Genomic DNA, 16,951 nt, shown 5'->3' with positions numbered 1-16,951 from the left:
CCGTTCCGTGGCGCTGACGCGAACCGTCATCGTTGCCGGCGCCGGGATCGGAGGACTGACGGCATCGCTGACCCTGGCGGCACAGGGCTTTCGCGTCGTCGTGCTGGAGAAGGCCGAGCGGCTCGAGGAAGCCGGCGCCGGCATCCAGCTCTCTCCCAATGCCAGCCGGATCCTGGTCGAGCTCGGGCTCAAGGAACCGCTCGCGCGCCGCGCGGTCACGCCGGACTCCGTCAACATCATGAGCGCGCGGGCCGGCGGCGAGATCGCGCGGATGCCGCTCGGCCACGCCGCCGAGTTCCGCGCCGGCGCCCCCTATTGGGTGATCCACCGCGCCGATCTGCAGGCTGCGTTGCAGGCCGCCGTCAACGAGCATCCCGATATCGACCTGCGGCTCGGCTGCCAGTTTGAGGACGTGACCAAGCACGCCAAGGGCCTGACGGTGGTGCAGCGCCGCGGCAACGCACGGCAGGAGGAATTGGCGGTTGCGCTGATCGGCGCCGACGGCATCTGGTCGACGGTCCGCGGACATTTGTTTCCGGATGTACAGCCGCAATTCTCTGGCCTGATCGCCTGGCGCGGCACGCTCGACGCGACCGCCCTGCCGCGCGAATACACCGCACCGCGCGTGCAGCTGTGGATGGGGCCGGACGCGCACCTCGTGGCCTATCCGATCTCGGCCGGACGCCAGGTCAACGTGGTCGCGATCGTGTCAGGCACCTGGAACCGGCCGGGTTGGAGCGCACCCGGCGATGCCAACGAGATTAAGGGCGCGTTCGCCACCGCGCGCTGGCCCGCCACGGCGCGGATGCTGATCGGCGCGGTCGATGGCTGGCGCAAATGGGCGCTGTTCACCCTGCCCGACATCGGCCGCTGGAGCGAAGGCGCGGTGACGCTGCTCGGCGACGCCGCGCATGCGATGCTGCCGTTTGCCGCGCAAGGCGCCGGCATGGCGATCGAGGATGCGGCCGTGCTCGCCAAGGCGTTGGCCGACTGCACCGGCGAAAACACCGCAGGCATTCCCGCCGCGTTGAAGCGCTACGCCGAGATGCGGCGCGGCCGCGTGCTGAAGGTGCAGCGCATGGCGCGACAGCAGGGCCGCATCTATCATTTGAGCGGCCCCCTGGCGATCGCGCGCGATCTTGCGATCCGCGCCATCGGTCCGCAGCGCATGCTGGTGCGGCAGGACTGGATCTACGACTGGCGCGCCTAGAGCGTTTTCGAGCGAAGTGGACACCGGTTCGCTTGAAGAAAACGCGTCAAAACAAGAATCTAGAACTTCGGTTCTGAATCAATCAGAACCGAAGCTCTAGCCCCGCGCGCCTGCGCGCACAGCAACCGGTTCTTCCGGAAACGTCGACTTAGTGAACGAGGCCTCGCGGCGCGCGCGGACCCTTTATCCCCGGAGCAGGCGCCGCAGGTGCGGCCACCACAGGCGTGTCCGGCGGGCTCTCATGGCACTTGTTGGCGCGCCAGGCCTGATCCGCCAGCCTCTGCTGGGAATGGATTGAGATCAGCTCGTTGCGATAAACCATTTCCGAGACCACGGTACCGCCGACGCCGGTCTCCGCCTTGGCCATCAACTTTTCCTGGTCCGTCGCGCGAGACGCGAGATTCTTGCGCTCGGTCTCGAGCTGCTTGCAATCATACAGATCGTACTTTGCGGGATCGGCGAATGCCGACGGCACGCTGTCGCCGATCTGCGCGCAGCCGGAAACGCCCGCAGCCGAGGCGAGCAGCGCAACGATGACTGCCGCGCGCGACAGATTTGGGCGGCGTGGGAAACGAAAAGACATTCAGCTTTCTTAGTCCGACAGTGTTGAGATTGCCTAAAGCAGCCGCCGGTGTCCGGATTGAGGCTCAATCGCGGCAGCGCGCTGCTTATCCCAATGCTCGGCCGCCGAAGCAAATGGAATTGCAGGCCGCGCCTTAAGCCTTTGAAACCGCACCTGTTAGCAGCGGATAATGACAATTCCACTCCGCCGGCAAACGCGCTAGTAATCGGCGCGCCTGGCGCAATGCGGACGTGGCGGAATTGGTAGACGCAAGGGACTTAAAATCCCTCGACGGCAACGTCATGTGGGTTCGAGTCCCACCGCCCGCACCAGCCTGCTGCGCGCTGCTGCTACTTCTTGGCCTTCTTCGTCGTCCTGGCCTTGGCTTTCTTTGCCTTTGCGGCCTTTGCCGGCTTCTTGGCCTTCGCCTTCTTCGCCGATGTCTTGGATGATTTCTTGGCTGACTTCTTGGCGGCTTTCTTGGGCGATTTCTTCGCAGCTTTCTTCGCAGCTTTCTTGGGCGCCTTCTTGGCGGCTTGCTTCTTCGAAGCCGCACCAGCCGCGCTGGCCTGTTGCGCCGCGCCGCCACCGCCTCCGCTGCCCGTCGGGCGTGGCGGCACCGGCTCCTCCATCCAGAAATCCAGCTCCTGCTCCTTGCCGCCGCCCGGCTTCCAGCCGTCGAGCGAATAGATCTGATCCGGATTGCCGCCGCTGCCGAGATAGCCGCGCCAGGAATAGTGGTCGTAGACGCCGTTGATGTGCAGCGCATAGGCCTGGGCGAGCTGCTTGTTGCCGCGGATGATCACGAGGTTCTCGTCGTTCTTCTCGGAGGCCGCGACCGAGAAATTGTGCGATCCGGTGATGACGGCGCAATTGTCAGAGAACGGATCGACCACGATGGTCTTGGAGTGAACGATCGCGATCATCCCCGCGTTGCGGATCTGCTGGACGCTGAACTCGACGTCGGCCCATGAGGGTTCGTTGGTCGCGCTCACGCCATGCGGCAGCTGGACGTCGTCATGAAAGGATTGCTGCGGCGCGCCCGACTTGACGACCTGCCCGCCGACCGAAACGATGTTGCCGTTCTTGCTGGGCATCATGGTCGACACCACGCCGCGGACATAGATGTCGTTCTGCTGTGCGCGGTCCAACAGCGCATCCAGCAGCGGCGATTGACCCGGCATGAACATCAGAAACAGCGCGCCGTCCTTGGCGTTCTTGATCAGGTCCAGCACCGGCTTGAACTCTGCCGCGCCGTTGGTGGCGGCGAAGTAGACCGAAATGTTGCTGTCGCTGGTCGGAGTGGAATTCGACGTCTTCAGCGCGGGCGGCATGGCGTTGCCCGCGGCGACCAGCTTGCCCCACTGATCGAGATAGCGCTTGGCGATCACCGCATTCTCGATGATCAGCACGTTGTTGAGCTGCGTGCACAGCCCGGTGGTGGTCCAGTTGGTGCTGCCGGTCAGCACGCGGATGGCGTTGCCATGCGCGTCGCTCTCGACCACGAACTTGTTGTGGACGCTGGGCGACGACCTGCCCGCATTCGACAGATCTCGATGCTTGACCGTCAGGCCGGCGCCGCTGAGCTCGCCCGCGATGTTCGGCTTGGTCGCACTGCCGTTGCCGAGCAGGACGTTGCCGCGGCTGCCGAACGGCTTCAACGCGGCGACCAGCTCCTCGTCATTCATCTCGTAGATCGCGGCATGGACCTGGCTGCCGCGGAGATCGGCATCGTGCAGGAAGGCCAGGATCTCGTGCAGGGCGTCGCCTGAAAGGTAGCGCCGCGCCTGGTTGGTCGGGTCGGACAGGCCCTTGACGAAATTGCGCAGCGCGTCGTCGGACGTATCGCCTTTCACGAAACGGCTGACGATCTGGGACATCAGGGTGCCGCGGTTGAAATAGGCCGACAGGCCGCCGCCCGCATCGCCCGAAGCGACCGCCGGCGTCGTCCAGGCCGACACCGAGGCGGCATCGGGCGTGAACGTCCCGTTCGCGCCGCTCTTCATCGCGGTGACGCGATACGAGACGTTGTCGGTATCGACGACGCTGTGATCGGTCCAGATGCAGCGCCGGAACGGCGATTGCGTCGAGGAGATGCCGGCGTCCGCGACCGGCTTCTCGCCGGGCTTCGGCGGAATGCGGTTGGACAGCACGATCGTCTGCTGCGTGATGTTGTTGCGCCGCTCGAGCTGGAATCCAACCCAGTCGTTGGACCAGGTGTCCGGCTGCCAGGCGATCAGGATATCGTCGGCGTTCGCGTAGGCCTTGACGTTGATGGTCATCACAATTTCCCCGAGGCTGGGTATCGGCCCGCAGGACAATACGCCGCTAACCCTGGGTAGTTTGTGAAATGGACGACAACTGTCTGTGCAAATCGGCACGGCGTGCCGGGCATCAAGCCTTACTCGAACGCCAGTCCCAGCCGCTTCTGCTTCTTCCATGCGATGCGGCATGGCCAACGCTGGCCGTCGACGGCGAGAGTGAAGCGGTCGGGAAACCACAGCGGCGAGTTGACTTCGATGCAGGCGCCCTGAGGCGAGAGATTGCGAACCGTGCACGCAATCGCTTCATTGCCGAATTCGATCGCTCCCGACTTGAGGACGCGGCGGCGGGTGCCGGCACGGCGGTGCTCGGTCGGCATTGGCTGTTGCGCGCTGGCCGGTGCGGGCCTGCTATGGTCGTCGGCCATGGGCCCATCGCGGGTGGTACACAGACTGGCCGTCAGGTTACGACGCAATACTGACGGGAACCTTAAGACGGCCTCCAGCCGATTGGCATGCCAGGGAGTCCCGGCCGGCTGGGCCGGTACCCGCGCCATCACGAGCTCGCATCACCTGATCGTGTCTTCCGGCTGTGGCGCGGTTCACACGCCGCGATCGGCGCGCGTGGTAATCCTGACCCGTTGGAAAAAATCCGGCCGCACATTTCGCGGCCTTCACATTTCGAACTCAATGAGTTGGAGATAGGCGATGACGATTGCGAACAGCAATCGGATTGCCGGTCGCAATCCGATTGTCGGCGCGCCTGATCATGACGCTTCTGTCCCCGAGCACGGCGACGACGCGGCTCACTGCAGCAACGGGCTCAATGCGCAGAGATTCCGCGATGCGACGCCCGACGAGCGCGCGGTCTACCGGCGATGGATTCGCAGCGCCATCGTAGCGTGCGGATTGCTGGCGTTCGCGGCGGGCGCGATGGTCTGGATCAACGGCGCCGGTGTCGGACAGACCCAGCTCTCGAGCCTTTCGAGCACGAGCAACGCGAAATCGGGCCGCGGCAATTAGCGAACGCCGTCGCGCAGACGGCGCCAAACGAAAATGGCCGGGACGGGTCCCGGCCATTCGTATTACGTCAAGCTGCAAACTTACTCGGACTTGTCGATATTCCAGAAGATCGGCGTCGCCGGACCGTCCAGCACGCCGGACAGCGACTTCCGCCAGGCGCTCGGACCCTGATACTGACCGAGAGGAATGTAGATGACCTGCTCGTAGGCTTCCTTCTGGATATCGGCCGCGATCTTCTTCTGCTCGTCGAGCGACGGCGCGCGAACGAAGGCGTCCTTCAGCTTTTCGATCTTCGGATCGTCGGCCCAGCCGAACCATCCGCCATTCTTGCCCTGGCCGCCAATCGAGAGGTTGGAGATCGGGTTGGAGACGTCGGCACTGACCCAGTTGGTGAAGAACATGTTCCAGCCGCCATCCTTCGGCGCTTTCTGGCTGGCGCGGCGGGTCACCACGGTCTGCCAGTCGGTAGCCTGCAGGTCGACCTTGAAGCCGGCATCGCGCAATTGCTGGGCGACAACGACCGGCTGCGCCTTGAGCGTCGTGACGTCGCCGGGCGCCATGATGACGACGGGCGTGCCGTCATAACCCGACTCGGCAAGCGCCTTCTTGGCCGCCGCCATGTCGCCGCCCTTCAACAACGTCTCGCCGCCGACCTCGGATGCGAACGGCGTATCGCAGATGAAGAAGGCGACGCAGGTCTTGTAATACTTGGGATTGCCGACCAGCGCGTCGAGCACCTGCTTCTGGTTGATGGCCATCAGCGCCGCCTGGCGAACCTTGATGTTGTCGAACGGCGGATAGAGGAAGTTCATGCGGCCCAGCGTCTGGAAGCCGAACTTGTTCAGCGTCTCGACCTTGAGGTCCTTGTCGCTCTCCAGGATCGACAGCGTGTCGAACGACGGGTTCTCCAGGAAATCGATGTCGCCGGACTGCAGTGCGTTCATCGCCGTCTGCGCGTCGGCCATCGTGACCCACTCGACGCGGTCAACCTTCACGACCTTGCCGCCCGCGGTCCAGCTCGCCGGCTCCTTGCGCGGCACGTAGTCCGTGTTCTTGACATAGACCGCCTTCACGCCAGGCTGGAATTCGGCCTGAACGAATTTGAACGGGCCCGAACCGATCTGCTCCGGGATCGGCTTGTCCGGCGGGGTTTCGGCCAGCCGCTTCGGCATCATGAAGGCAACGCGCGACGACGGCTTGCCGATCGAATCCAGCACCAGGCCGTAGGGCTCCTTCAGCTTCAGCGTGATGGTCTTCGCATCGGTAGCCTCCAGGCTCGCCGTGAAGTCCATCAGCTTCTGGCCCATGCCGTCGACCTTGGCCCAGCGCTTCAGCGAGGCGACGCAGTCTTCGGCAGTCACCGGCGTTCCATCGTGCCACTTCAGGCCGTCGCGCAGCGTGAACGTGTAAGTGAGCTTGTCGTCGGATATCTTCCAGTCGGCCATCTGCGGCTGGATCTTGAAGTTGGAGTCGGTCGCCACCAGCGTGTCGAAAACCATGTAGCCATGGTCTCGCGTGATGTACGCCGTGGTCAGGATCGGATCGATGACGCGCAGATCCGAATGCATCACCGCGGTGATGGTCTTGCCCGCGGCCATGGCCTGCGGTGCAAACGACAATTCCTGCGGCGCGAACGACAACGCGAGCGCCGTCAACGCAGCCGCTAGCGTGCGGTGCTTCCAACGCGAGATAGGCAACATGCAATTTCTCCTGACGTGTAACTGGTCAAAGCCGGCTTATTCGTTATGCATGCGGTTCGTTATTTAGGCGAACTAACATGCTGTATGGCTTGTGAAATCGAGACTTGCATCAAGCGCAATGCGCGTCAATCGGTTTCCGGCAGGATCAAACGTATACGAACGAATGAGCGGCGGGTGCAGCGCATTTGACTTTACAAACGCGCCTTCCGAGCTTTTCGTACGGCCCGCGAACGCGTATCGGCGCGAACAAACAACAAGAGAGAAAAGACATGAACCCCGCCAATCTTCCTTTTGATTCCGAAGCGATGCTGCAGGGGCTGCGCAGCTGGGTGGAATGCGAGAGCCCGACATGGGATGCGGCCGCGGTCGAGCGCATGCTCGACCTCGCCGCGCGCGAGATGGCGGTGATGGGTGCGACGATCGAACGCATCGCCGGACGCCAGGGCTTTGCCGGCTGCGTCCGCGCCCGTTTTCCCCATCCGAAACAAGGTCAGCCCGGCATCCTGATCGCCGGCCATCTGGACACCGTGCACCCGGTTGGCACCATCGAAAAGCTGGCGTGGCGGCGCGAAGGCAACAAGTGCTTCGGGCCCGGCATCTTCGACATGAAGGGCGGCAACTATCTGTCGATCGAGGCGATCCGGCAGTTGGCGCGCGCGTCCTTTACCACGCCGCTGCCGATCACGGTGCTGTTCACGCCCGATGAAGAGGTCGGCACGCCGTCGACGCGCGACATCATCGAGGCGGAAGCCGCACGCAACAAATACGTGCTGGTGCCGGAGCCCGGCCGGCCGAACAACGGCGTCGTCACCGGCCGCTACGCCATCGCGCGCTTCAATCTGGAAGCTGTCGGCAAGCCGAGCCATGCCGGCGCGACGCTGTCCTCCGGCCGTTCCGCGATCCGCGAAATGGCCCGGCAAATCATAGCCATCGACGGCATGACCACCGAGGACTGCACCTTCTCGGTCGGCATCGTGCATGGCGGCCAATGGGTCAATTGCGTCGCAACGACCTGCACCGGCGAAGCGCTCAGCATGGCCAAGCGCCAGGCCGATCTCGACCGCGGCGTCGAGCGCATGCTGGCGCTGTCGGGCACGGCAAATGACGTGACATTCAAGGTGACGCGCGGCGTCACGCGCCCGGTGTGGGAGCCGGATGCGGGCACCATGGCGCTCTATGAAAAGGCAAAGCGCCTCGCCGCCGATATGGGTCTTGATTTGCCGCACGGCAGCGCCGGCGGCGGCTCTGACGGCAACTTCACCGGCGCGATGGGTATCCCCACCCTCGATGGCCTCGGCGTACGGGGCGCCGACGCGCACACCTTGAACGAACATATCGAAGTCGACAGCCTCGCCGAGCGCGGCCGCCTGATGGCGGCACTGCTGGCGACGCTCGATTAAGGTCGATTTGCACTGCACAACACGTTGGCACTGCCGGACCGAAATTTAGCCTTGTCCAATTTTTTGGCTTCGCCTACGGTCCGGCCGTCCAACGCGACGATGCGGGAGAGATCGAAGCGACAACATTCGTGTTGTTGCTTCGGCGCCGACGGAGCAACCGCCCCGGAAACTCTCAGGCAAAAGGACTGTATCGTCAGGACGATCTGGAGAGAGACGGCATGGCCAAATGGAAACGGCCATGACGTCCACCGAAGGGGATAGTCTGCTATCGGGCCGAGGCCCGATGCGGATCAAGCTCTCAGGTACCGTGACAGATGGGGCGTCGAAACTGCCGGATTCACCGGTGGTTCGGCGACTCTAACCCACGGGAGCCTGAAGACCACCATGCCTCACATCGCAATCATTGGCGCCGGCATCACCGGCGTGACGACGGCCTATGCCTTGCTCGAACGCGGCTACCGGGTGACTGTCCTCGACAGGCATCGCTACGCCGCGATGGAAACCTCATTCGCCAACGGCGGACAGCTTTCGGCCAGCAACGCGGAGGTGTGGAACAGCGCCGCGACCATCCTCAAGGGGCTGCGCTGGATGCTTCGAAGCGACGCGCCGCTGCTGATGAATCCGAAGCCGAGCTGGCACAAATATTCCTGGATCGGCGAGTTCGTCGGCAACATCGGCCGCTATCGCAGCAACACCATCGAGACCACGCGGCTCGCAATCGAAGCGCGCAAGCATCTGTTCTCGATCGCCCAGCGCGAGAACATCGCCTTCGATCTCGAACGCCGCGGCATCCTGCACGTCTATCACGACAAGGCCGGCTTCGAGGCGGGCCTGCGCGTCAACACGCTGCTGCAGCAAGGCGGGCTCGACCGCCGGCCGGTGACGGCGGACGAAATCCGCAGCATCGAACCCGCGCTGCAGACGACCTGCTATGGCGGCTTCTTCACGCCGTCGGACGCGACCGGCGACATCCACAAGTTCACACGCGGGCTGGCCGACGCCTGTAGCCGCCGCGGCGCGAGCTTCGTCCACGAAGCCGATGTCGATGCGATCGCGCGCGACGGCGACGGCTTCCGCATCGGTTGGACCGATGCCGCTTCGCACGATGCTGTGGTCGCAACGCGACACGAGTTGCAGGCCGACGGCATCGTGATCTGCGCCGGTGTGGCGAGCCGCCACTTCGCCGGCCTGCTCAACGATCGCGTCAACGTCTATCCGGTGAAGGGCTATTCGATCACCGTGCAGCTCGAAGCACAGCAGAGCCGGGACGCTGCGCCGACCGTCAGCCTGCTCGATGAAGCCGCGAAGATCGTCACCAGCCGGCTTGGCGCCGACCGCTTCCGCGTCGCCGGCACGGCCGAGTTCAACGGCTTCAACCTCGACATTCGCGCCGACCGCATCCAGCCGCTGGTGGATTGGGTGCGGCAGCACTTCCCCGGCGTCGACACCTCGAAGGTCGTGCCGTGGGCGGGCCTGCGGCCGATGATGCCGAACATGATGCCGGTGGTTCGCGCCGGCCGGATTCCAGGCGTGTTCTACAACACCGGCCACGGTCATCTCGGCTGGACGCTGTCGGCTGCGACGGCGCAGATGGTGGCAGGCGCGATCGATGACTGGCGCGATCTCGACACGCCCTCAATGGTGCCGTCGCAGGTTGATGCGACCGAGACCGCCCGCGCAGCTTTCCCCTAATTATCCGGTCGACGAGGAAGATTATGAGCGTATTTGCGTGTGGCCAAGTCGGAATTCGCAGAGAAACACCGCATGACAACGACTAGCGTCACAATGGGGAAAAGCGCTTCAGCGCGGGAGGGGACAATGCAAATTGGGGTGGCGGGCACGCGCGCGACGTTGACCAAGCCGGATCAGATTGCCGCAGAACTGTGCGCGGCCGTCGATCGAAACTTCGACGATCAGATCGCGTTCCTGTCGCGCATGGTGCAGTTCCGCAGCCTGCGCGGACAGGAAGCGCCGCAACAACGTTGGCTCGCCGAGCAATTCGCAAAGCGCCGCTACGACGTCGATACGTTCAGCCTTGCCGACGTCAATCTGATGAGTCATCCGAAGGCTGCACCGATGGACGGCATCGATCTTGCCGGATCGCAGCAGGTTGTTGCGACGCTGAACAGCAAAGGCAGCGGACGCAGCCTGATCCTGCAAGGTCATATCGACGTGGTGCCGGAGGGGCCCGCCGACCTTTGGGAGCAGCCGCCGTTCTCGGGCGCCGTGCACGACGGCTGGATGTTCGGGCGTGGCGCGCAGGACATGAAGGCCGGCGTCTCGGCCATGATCTTCGCGCTCGATGCTATCAGAGACGCCGGCTATGCCCCGGGCGGGCGCGTCCATCTGCAGACCGTGACTGAGGAAGAGAGCACCGGAAACGGCGCGCTGTCGACCTTGATGCGCGGCTATCGCGCCGACGCCTGCCTGATTCCGGAGCCGACCGGACACACACTGACGCGCGCCCAGGTCGGCGCCGTCTGGTTTCGCCTGCGCGTTCGCGGCACGCCGGTGCATGTCGCCTATTCCGAGGCCGGTACCAGCGCCATCCTGTCGGCGATGCACCTGGTGCGCGCGTTCCAGGATTACACCAAGGCGCTCAATGCCAGGGCGCTCGACAACAGCTGGTTCCGCGGCGTGAAGAACCCGATCAAGTTCAACGTCGGGATCATCAAGGGCGGCGATTGGGCGAGTTCGACCGCGGCGTGGTGCGAGCTGGATTGCCGGCTCGGTCTCCTGCCGGGCGAAACACCGCAGCAGGCGATGCGTGGCATCGAGGAATGCCTGACCGAAGCGCACAAGGCCGACGACTTCCTCTCCGACAATCCGGCCGAGCTGGTATGGAGTGGTTTTCAGGCGGACGCCGCGGTGTGCGAACCCGGCAGCGAAGCGGAAGCAGCTTTGTCGGCCGCCCATCATTCCATCTTCCAGGCGCCAATGCAGGAGCGCCTGTCGACGGCCGTCAACGACACCCGCTATTATTGCGTCGATTACGGCATCCCTGCCCTTTGCTATGGTCCGTACGGTATCGGCCCGCATGCGTTCAACGAACGTGTCGAGCTCGACAGCCTTCGCAAGACAACGCAGAGCATCGCACTGTTCGTCGCCAATTGGTGCGGCGTGGTGAAAGCGTGAATGGACTTGTCGTTTCAGGTCGGTGGCGCATGGCGACATGTGCAATTCGAAATAGCAACTTCAGACCAAAGGAGGCCGCCGACGGCCTGAACTGCGCCTTGATATGACGTCGCCATTGGCACAGTATTTGCCTGCAAATTCATCACGTTCGCGCTAGCCTTGAGACAAGACGCAGAAGCGCATGAGACACATCACGGGGACACCATGAGTATGATGCGGCCCAGCCTTCGCTTCTCACCATTTGACGGCAGGAGATAGCAGCGATGATCGGCTATCTCCTCCGCCGTATCCTCGCCGCCGTTCCCGTGATGGGCGTGGTGGCACTGTTCGTGTTTCTGTTGCTGCGGCTGACGCCGGGTGACCCGGCCGCAATTCTTGCCGGCGACAATGCGACACCGGAACAGCTCGACCGGATCCGCACCTCGCTCGGTCTCAACGAGCCGATCTACATCCAGTTCTATACCTGGGTCGCCAAACTGCTGCACGGCGACCTCGGCGTCTCCCTGATCTCGAACAAGCCGATCCTCGAGATGATCGGTCCGCGCCTCGAGCCTTCGATTTCGGTCGCGCTCGCCACCATCATCCTTTCGATCCTGGTGGCGGTGCCGCTCGGCGTGATCGCGGCGTGGAAACACGGCACCTGGATCGATCGCTTCGTGATGGGGCTGTCGGTACTCGGCTTCTCGGTGCCGGTGTTCGTGATCGGCTATGTGCTGATCCAGGTGTTTGCGATCGATCTGCGCTGGGTGCCGGTGCAGGGCTTCAAGAGCATCTCGGCCGGTTTCGGTCCGTTCTTCGAACGCATCATCCTGCCGACCTGCACCCTCTCCTTCATCTACGTCGCGTTGATCGCGCGCATGACACGGGCCTCGATGCTCGACGTGCTGGGTGAGGACTACGTGCGCACCGCGCGCGCCAAGGGCATCGGCGAGAGCGGCGTACTGCTACGCCATGCGCTGCGCAACGCCGCGGTTCCGGTCATCACCGTGATCGGCTCCGGCTTCGCGCTGCTGATCTCGGGCGTCGTCGTCACCGAGAGCGTGTTCAACCTGCCCGGCATCGGCCGCCTCACGGTCGATGCGGTGCTGGCACGCGATTATCCGGTGATCCAGGCCATGATCCTCCTGACATCGGGTATCTATGTCGCGGTCAATCTCTTGATCGACCTCGCCTACACCCTGCTCGATCCTCGCATCCGGTACTGAGCAATGGCGATCGAAACCCTTCCCGAATCCTCCATCCCCGTCACCCGGCCGTTCCGCGTCAAGTTCGGCTTCCTGGCGTCGACGCCGATCATCGCGATTGCGACGATCTGCCTCGTCCTGATCATCCTGATGGCGATCTTCGCGCCGCTCCTTGCGCCTCATGATCCACTCTTGCTGACGCCGTCGCAGCGGCTGAAGCCGTCGAGCGCGCAATATCTGCTCGGCACCGACGCTTACGGACGCGACCTGCTGTCACGCGTCATCTATGGCGCACGGATCTCGCTCTTGATCGGCCTCGGCGCTGCCGTGTGCTCGATCGCCATCGGGCTGCTGATCGGCCTCGTTGCCGGCTTCTTCCGCTGGGTCGACGCGGTGATGATGCGCGTGATGGACGGCTTGATGGCGATCCCCGCCATCCTGCTCGCGATCGCCGTGGTGTCGCTGTCGGGCGCCAGCATCTGGACCGTGATGATCGCAATCACGATTCCCGAGATCCCGCGCGTGGCGCGGCTGGTGCGCTCGGTGGTGCTGACCGCGCGCGAGGAGCCCTATGTCGAGGCCGCGATCTCGCTCGGCTCGAGCCTGCCGAAGATCATGTGGCGGCATTTGATGCCGAACACGATCGCGCCGTTGATCGTGCAAGGCACTTACGTCTGCGCATCCGCGATCCTGACCGAGGCGATCCTGTCGTTCCTCGGCGCCGGCATCTCGCCGGAGACGCCGACCTGGGGCAACATCATGGCCGAGGGCCGTGCCTATTTCCAGGTCAAGCCGTCGCTGATCTTCTGGCCGGGGCTGCTGCTCTCGATCGCCATTCTCAGCGTCAACCTGATCGGCGACGCCGCGCGCGACGCGCTCGATCCCCGCATGAAACAGCGTGAGGGCAAGTGATGGCTTCAATGCCAATTGAAGCCATCATCCCGGGGCGGTGCGAAGCACCGAACCCGGGATCTCGAGATTCCGGGTCTGGTGCCTGCACACCATCCCGGAATGACGGTGACGGACCCATCGTGCCCCCTCGCAATACGAGACCCTGACATGACCAACGTCGTCCTCGACATCAACAATCTCGTCGTCGGCCTCGGCCGCAAGACGGACGCGCACCGCATCATCGACGACCTCTCGTTGCAGGTGCGCGAGGGCGAGACGCTCTGCCTGGTCGGCGAAAGCGGCTCGGGCAAGTCGGTGACCTCGCTCACCGTGATGGGATTGCTGCAGAAGGGCACGCTGGTGCCATCGGGCGGCAGCGTCAAACTGGTCGGCGAGGAACTGCTCACCGCGACCGATCGGCGGCTGCGGCAATTGCGCGCGACACGGATGGCGATGATCTTCCAGGAGCCGATGACCGCCCTCAATCCGGTGGTGCCGGTCGGCCGTCAGATCGACGAGGTGCTGCGCGCCCATACCGATCTCGACTCCCGCGCACGGCGTCAGAAGATCCTGGCGATGATGGAGCATGTGCGGCTGCCCGATGTGGAGCGCATCTTTTCCTCCTATCCGCACCGCCTCTCCGGCGGACAGCGCCAGCGCATCATGATCGCGATGGCGTTGGTGCTGGAACCGAAGCTCCTGATTGCGGACGAGCCGACCACCGCGCTCGACGTCACCACCCAGAAGCAGATCCTCACCCTGATCCGCGACCTGCAGCGCGATCACGGCACCGCTGTCCTGTTCATTACCCACGACATGGGCGTGGTGGCCGAGATCGCCGACCGCGTCGCGGTGATGCGGCACGGCCGGCTGGTCGAGACCGGCCCGCTGCAAGATGTGCTGCGCAACCCGACGATGGAGTACACCCGCAACCTGCTGTCCGCGGTGCCGAGCCTCGTGCCGCGCGCGCCGCGCCCGGACACCACCGAGCCCGTGGTGCTGGAAGCCAACGAGCTCAGCAAGATCTACCGGGAGCGGTCGCTGTACGGCAAGGCCCGCGAGGTCGCCGCCGCCAGTAACGTCACGCTTACGCTGCGCAAGGGCCGCACGCTCGGCATCGTCGGCGAAAGCGGCTCCGGCAAGTCGACGGTCGCACGCTGCATCGTCCGCTTGATCGATCCGACCTCGGGCGGAGTGCGGCTCGCCGGCCGCGAAATCTCCGACCTGTCGCGCCGGCTGCTGCAGCCGCATCGGCAGAAGATCCAGATCATTTTCCAGGACCCCTATCGCTCGCTCAATCCGCGCGTCACCGTCGGCGAGAGCATCGCGGAAGGCCCGATCAACTACGGCATGCCGCGCAAGGATGCGCTGGCGCGGGCCCGCGAGCTGCTCGAACTCGTGCACCTGCCGCCCGACGCGATCTCGCGCTATCCGCACCAGTTCTCCGGCGGTCAGCGCCAGCGCATTGCGATCGCGCGCGCGCTGGCGCTCGATCCCGACGTGCTGGTGGCAGATGAGGCAGTGTCCGCGCTCGACGTCTCGGTGCAGGCGCAGGTTCTCAACCTGCTTGACGAAATCCAGCGGCGGCTCGGCATCGCGCTGTTGTTCATCACGCACGATTTGCGCGTCGCCGCACAAATCTGCGACGACGTCGCCGTGATGCAGCATGGCCGCGTCGTGGAACAGGGGCCGGCGGCCGAGGTGCTGACCAATCCGCAACAGGCCTATACCCGTGCGCTGCTCGAAGCAGCACCCGGGCGCGGCTGGGATTTTGCGAATTTCCGCCCGGTTTCGGAAGGCCTCGTGGCAACGGCCTAGGTCTTTAGACTTAACCTCGCGACGTACCCTTGGGCCTTTCAATACGCCCATAGGGCATGCAAATCCGGAGGTGCTCCCCGGCTTGCGCTTGGCGCGACGACACGCTTAACGTCGCGCGCTAGGGCATGGCCTGGAAGGTGGACGCCGGTCTTCCCGAAAGAACACGCTCAAACCAACGAGATCGTGGCGCGAACCGTTCCGATCGCATCACGACCGAAGAAAAGTATCGAGACCAACTTGATGACCCGCATTGCCGTTGGCGGCTTCCTGCACGAGACCAACACCTTCGCACCGACGAAGGCAACCTATGACGACTTCGTGCACGGCGGCGGCTGGCCGTCGATGACGCACGGCAGCGACGTGCTCAGGGTGATGCGCAAGATCAATGCCGGCCTCGCCGGCTTTGTCGAGGCGGCGGAAGCCAACGGCTGGGAGCTCGCTCCGACGGTCGCGGCCGGCGCGACTCCGTCAGCCCATGTCACGAAAGATGCCTTCGAGCGCATCGTGACGGAGATGGTCGACGGCATTGCCGCGGCCCGTCCGGTCGACGGCGTCTATCTCGATCTGCACGGCGCGATGGTGACCGAGCACCTCGACGACGGCGAAGGCGAAATCCTTGCCCGCGTCCGCAAGGCGATCGGTCCGGACGTGCCGCTGGTCGCGAGCCTCGACCTCCACGCGAACGTCTCGCCCGAAATGATCGCGCATGCCGATGCGCTGATCGCCTACCGCACCTACCCGCATGTCGACATGGCCGACACCGGCCGGGCCTGCGCCAGGCATCTGGCCTTGCTGCTCAAGTCCGGTGAACGACTGGCAAAGGCGTTCCGGCAGCTGCCGTTCCTGATCCCGATCAGCTGGCAATGCACCAACGACCAGCCGGCGAAGAACATCTATCAGCAGCTTGCGTCGCTTGAGAGCGACGCGGTACCGACGCTGTCGTTTGCGTTCGGCTTCCCGGCTGCCGACTTCAGGGACTGCGGCCCGAGCGTGTTTACCTATGCCCGGACGCAGGCCGATGCCGACGCGGCCGCCGACCGGCTCGTCGCATTGGTCGAGGGCCATGAAAACGATTTCGACGGCCGTATCTATTCGCCCGACGACGGCGTGCGGTTGGCGATGGAACTGGCAGCGTCGGCGACAAGGCCGATCGTGATCGCCGACACCCAGGACAATCCCGGCGCTGGCGGCACGTCCGACACCACAGGCATGCTGCGGGCGCTGGTGCGCAACAAGGCCAGCGCCGCGACCGGCGTGATCTTCGACCCGCAGTCGGCGAAGGCAGCGCACGAAGCCGGTGTCGGCGCTACCGTCACGCTCGATCTCGGCGGCAAATCCGGCATCGCCGGCGACGCGCCGTACCGCGAGACCTTCGTCGTCGAAAAACTCTCGGACGGCAGGTTTGTCGCGCCTGGGCCATTCTACGGCGGCCGCGACATGGACATGGGGCCCTCGGCCTGCCTGCGGGTCGGCGACGTCCGCGTCGTCGTCGGCTCCTACAAGGCCCAGCTTGCCGACCAGTCGATGTACCGCTATGTCGGCATCGAGCCGACCGCGCAGAAGATCCTGGTCAACAAGAGTTCGGTGCATTTCCGCGCCGATTTCGAGCCGATTGCGGAGAAACTGCTGATCTGCGCCGCGCCCGGCGCAATGCCGGCCGACACCGCCACACTGCCGTGGAAACATTTGCGTCCCGGCATTCGTATCAAGCCTAACGGCCCCACTTTCACCCCCTCCTCCCCATCACGCACAAACGGATAGAGAGCC

The 16,951-nt window shown here is 64.3% G+C and carries 13 protein-coding genes, 1 tRNA gene and 2 riboswitches; of the genes, 10 read left to right on the top strand and 4 right to left on the bottom strand.

The window, feature by feature from the left end; translation table 11 throughout:
• The first annotated feature begins 7 nt into the window (after positions 1 to 7).
• Complete coding sequence (locus CO675_RS23030; protein ID WP_097674151.1) at positions 8 to 1,210, top strand: FAD-dependent monooxygenase; 1,203 nt, start codon at positions 8 to 10, stop codon at positions 1,208 to 1,210.
• Between the two features lie 148 nt (positions 1,211 to 1,358).
• Here the strand turns inward: CO675_RS23030 and CO675_RS23025 are convergent, their stop codons facing one another.
• The gene (locus CO675_RS23025) at positions 1,359 to 1,793 is read right to left on the bottom strand and encodes a twin-arginine translocation pathway signal (RefSeq protein ID WP_097674150.1); all 435 of its coding nucleotides are present in this window, start codon (positions 1,791 to 1,793) and stop codon (positions 1,359 to 1,361) included.
• Positions 1,794 to 2,017: 224 nt separating this feature from the next.
• Here CO675_RS23025 and CO675_RS23020 point away from each other — a divergent pair.
• Positions 2,018 to 2,104: transfer RNA gene (locus CO675_RS23020), tRNA-Leu, on the top strand.
• An 18-nt stretch (positions 2,105 to 2,122) separates the two neighbouring features.
• Here CO675_RS23020 and CO675_RS23015 read toward each other — a convergent pair.
• Both CO675_RS23015 and CO675_RS23010 read right to left on the bottom strand, forming a co-directional pair.
• Positions 2,123 to 4,054 (bottom strand): phospholipase D-like domain-containing protein, encoded by a 1,932-nt coding sequence (locus tag CO675_RS23015; RefSeq protein ID WP_097674149.1) that lies wholly within the window; start codon positions 4,052 to 4,054, stop codon positions 2,123 to 2,125.
• 119 nt (positions 4,055 to 4,173) lie between these two features.
• Positions 4,174 to 4,461: a PilZ domain-containing protein gene (locus CO675_RS23010; protein WP_502693397.1), complete on the bottom strand. Its 288-nt coding sequence runs from the start codon at positions 4,459 to 4,461 to the stop codon at positions 4,174 to 4,176.
• A gap of 280 nt (positions 4,462 to 4,741) precedes the next feature.
• On the opposite strand from CO675_RS23010, the gene CO675_RS23005 reads away from it, so the two are divergent.
• Positions 4,742 to 5,056, top strand: a complete 315-nt coding sequence (locus CO675_RS23005; protein WP_097674147.1) for a hypothetical protein — start codon at positions 4,742 to 4,744, stop codon at positions 5,054 to 5,056.
• 80 nt (positions 5,057 to 5,136) lie between these two features.
• Here CO675_RS23005 and CO675_RS23000 read toward each other — a convergent pair whose 3' ends face one another.
• Entirely contained in the window at positions 5,137 to 6,756 is a 1,620-nt protein-coding gene (locus tag CO675_RS23000; RefSeq protein WP_097674146.1) for an ABC transporter substrate-binding protein, read from the bottom strand.
• Positions 6,757 to 7,025: 269 nt separating this feature from the next.
• Between CO675_RS23000 and CO675_RS22995 the strand changes: the two genes are divergently transcribed.
• The 7 genes from CO675_RS22995 (at position 7,026) to CO675_RS22965 (ending at position 16,945) form a co-directional block, all read left to right on the top strand.
• Positions 7,026 to 8,156, top strand: coding sequence for a M20/M25/M40 family metallo-hydrolase (locus CO675_RS22995; protein ID WP_097674145.1), 1,131 nt, complete (start codon positions 7,026 to 7,028; stop codon positions 8,154 to 8,156).
• A gap of 92 nt (positions 8,157 to 8,248) precedes the next feature.
• A riboswitch (glycine riboswitch) is annotated at positions 8,249 to 8,354 on the top strand.
• A 3-nt stretch (positions 8,355 to 8,357) separates the two neighbouring features.
• A riboswitch (glycine riboswitch) is annotated at positions 8,358 to 8,472 on the top strand.
• A 68-nt stretch (positions 8,473 to 8,540) separates the two neighbouring features.
• Positions 8,541 to 9,848 (top strand): D-amino acid dehydrogenase, encoded by a 1,308-nt coding sequence (locus CO675_RS22990; protein WP_097674144.1) that lies wholly within the window; start codon positions 8,541 to 8,543, stop codon positions 9,846 to 9,848.
• A 126-nt stretch (positions 9,849 to 9,974) separates the two neighbouring features.
• Positions 9,975 to 11,291 (top strand): ArgE/DapE family deacylase, encoded by a 1,317-nt coding sequence (locus CO675_RS22985; protein WP_097674143.1) that lies wholly within the window; start codon positions 9,975 to 9,977, stop codon positions 11,289 to 11,291.
• A gap of 263 nt (positions 11,292 to 11,554) precedes the next feature.
• Positions 11,555 to 12,496, top strand: coding sequence for an ABC transporter permease (locus tag CO675_RS22980; RefSeq protein ID WP_097674142.1), 942 nt, complete (start codon positions 11,555 to 11,557; stop codon positions 12,494 to 12,496).
• A gap of 3 nt (positions 12,497 to 12,499) precedes the next feature.
• Positions 12,500 to 13,387: an ABC transporter permease gene (locus tag CO675_RS22975; RefSeq protein WP_097674141.1), complete on the top strand. Its 888-nt coding sequence runs from the start codon at positions 12,500 to 12,502 to the stop codon at positions 13,385 to 13,387.
• Between the two features lie 147 nt (positions 13,388 to 13,534).
• A complete protein-coding gene (locus tag CO675_RS22970; protein ID WP_097674140.1) occupies positions 13,535 to 15,184 on the top strand; it encodes an ABC transporter ATP-binding protein in 1,650 nt (549 codons plus the stop codon).
• 240 nt (positions 15,185 to 15,424) lie between these two features.
• The gene (locus CO675_RS22965; protein ID WP_097674139.1) at positions 15,425 to 16,945 is read left to right on the top strand and encodes a M81 family metallopeptidase; all 1,521 of its coding nucleotides are present in this window, start codon (positions 15,425 to 15,427) and stop codon (positions 16,943 to 16,945) included.
• Positions 16,946 to 16,951: the final 6 nt, after the last annotated feature.

Source organism: Bradyrhizobium sp. C9 (assembly GCF_002532045.1).
In the GTDB taxonomy this organism is placed as follows: domain Bacteria; phylum Pseudomonadota; class Alphaproteobacteria; order Rhizobiales; family Xanthobacteraceae; genus Bradyrhizobium.
This window is presented reverse-complemented; position numbering and strand designations above follow the sequence as displayed.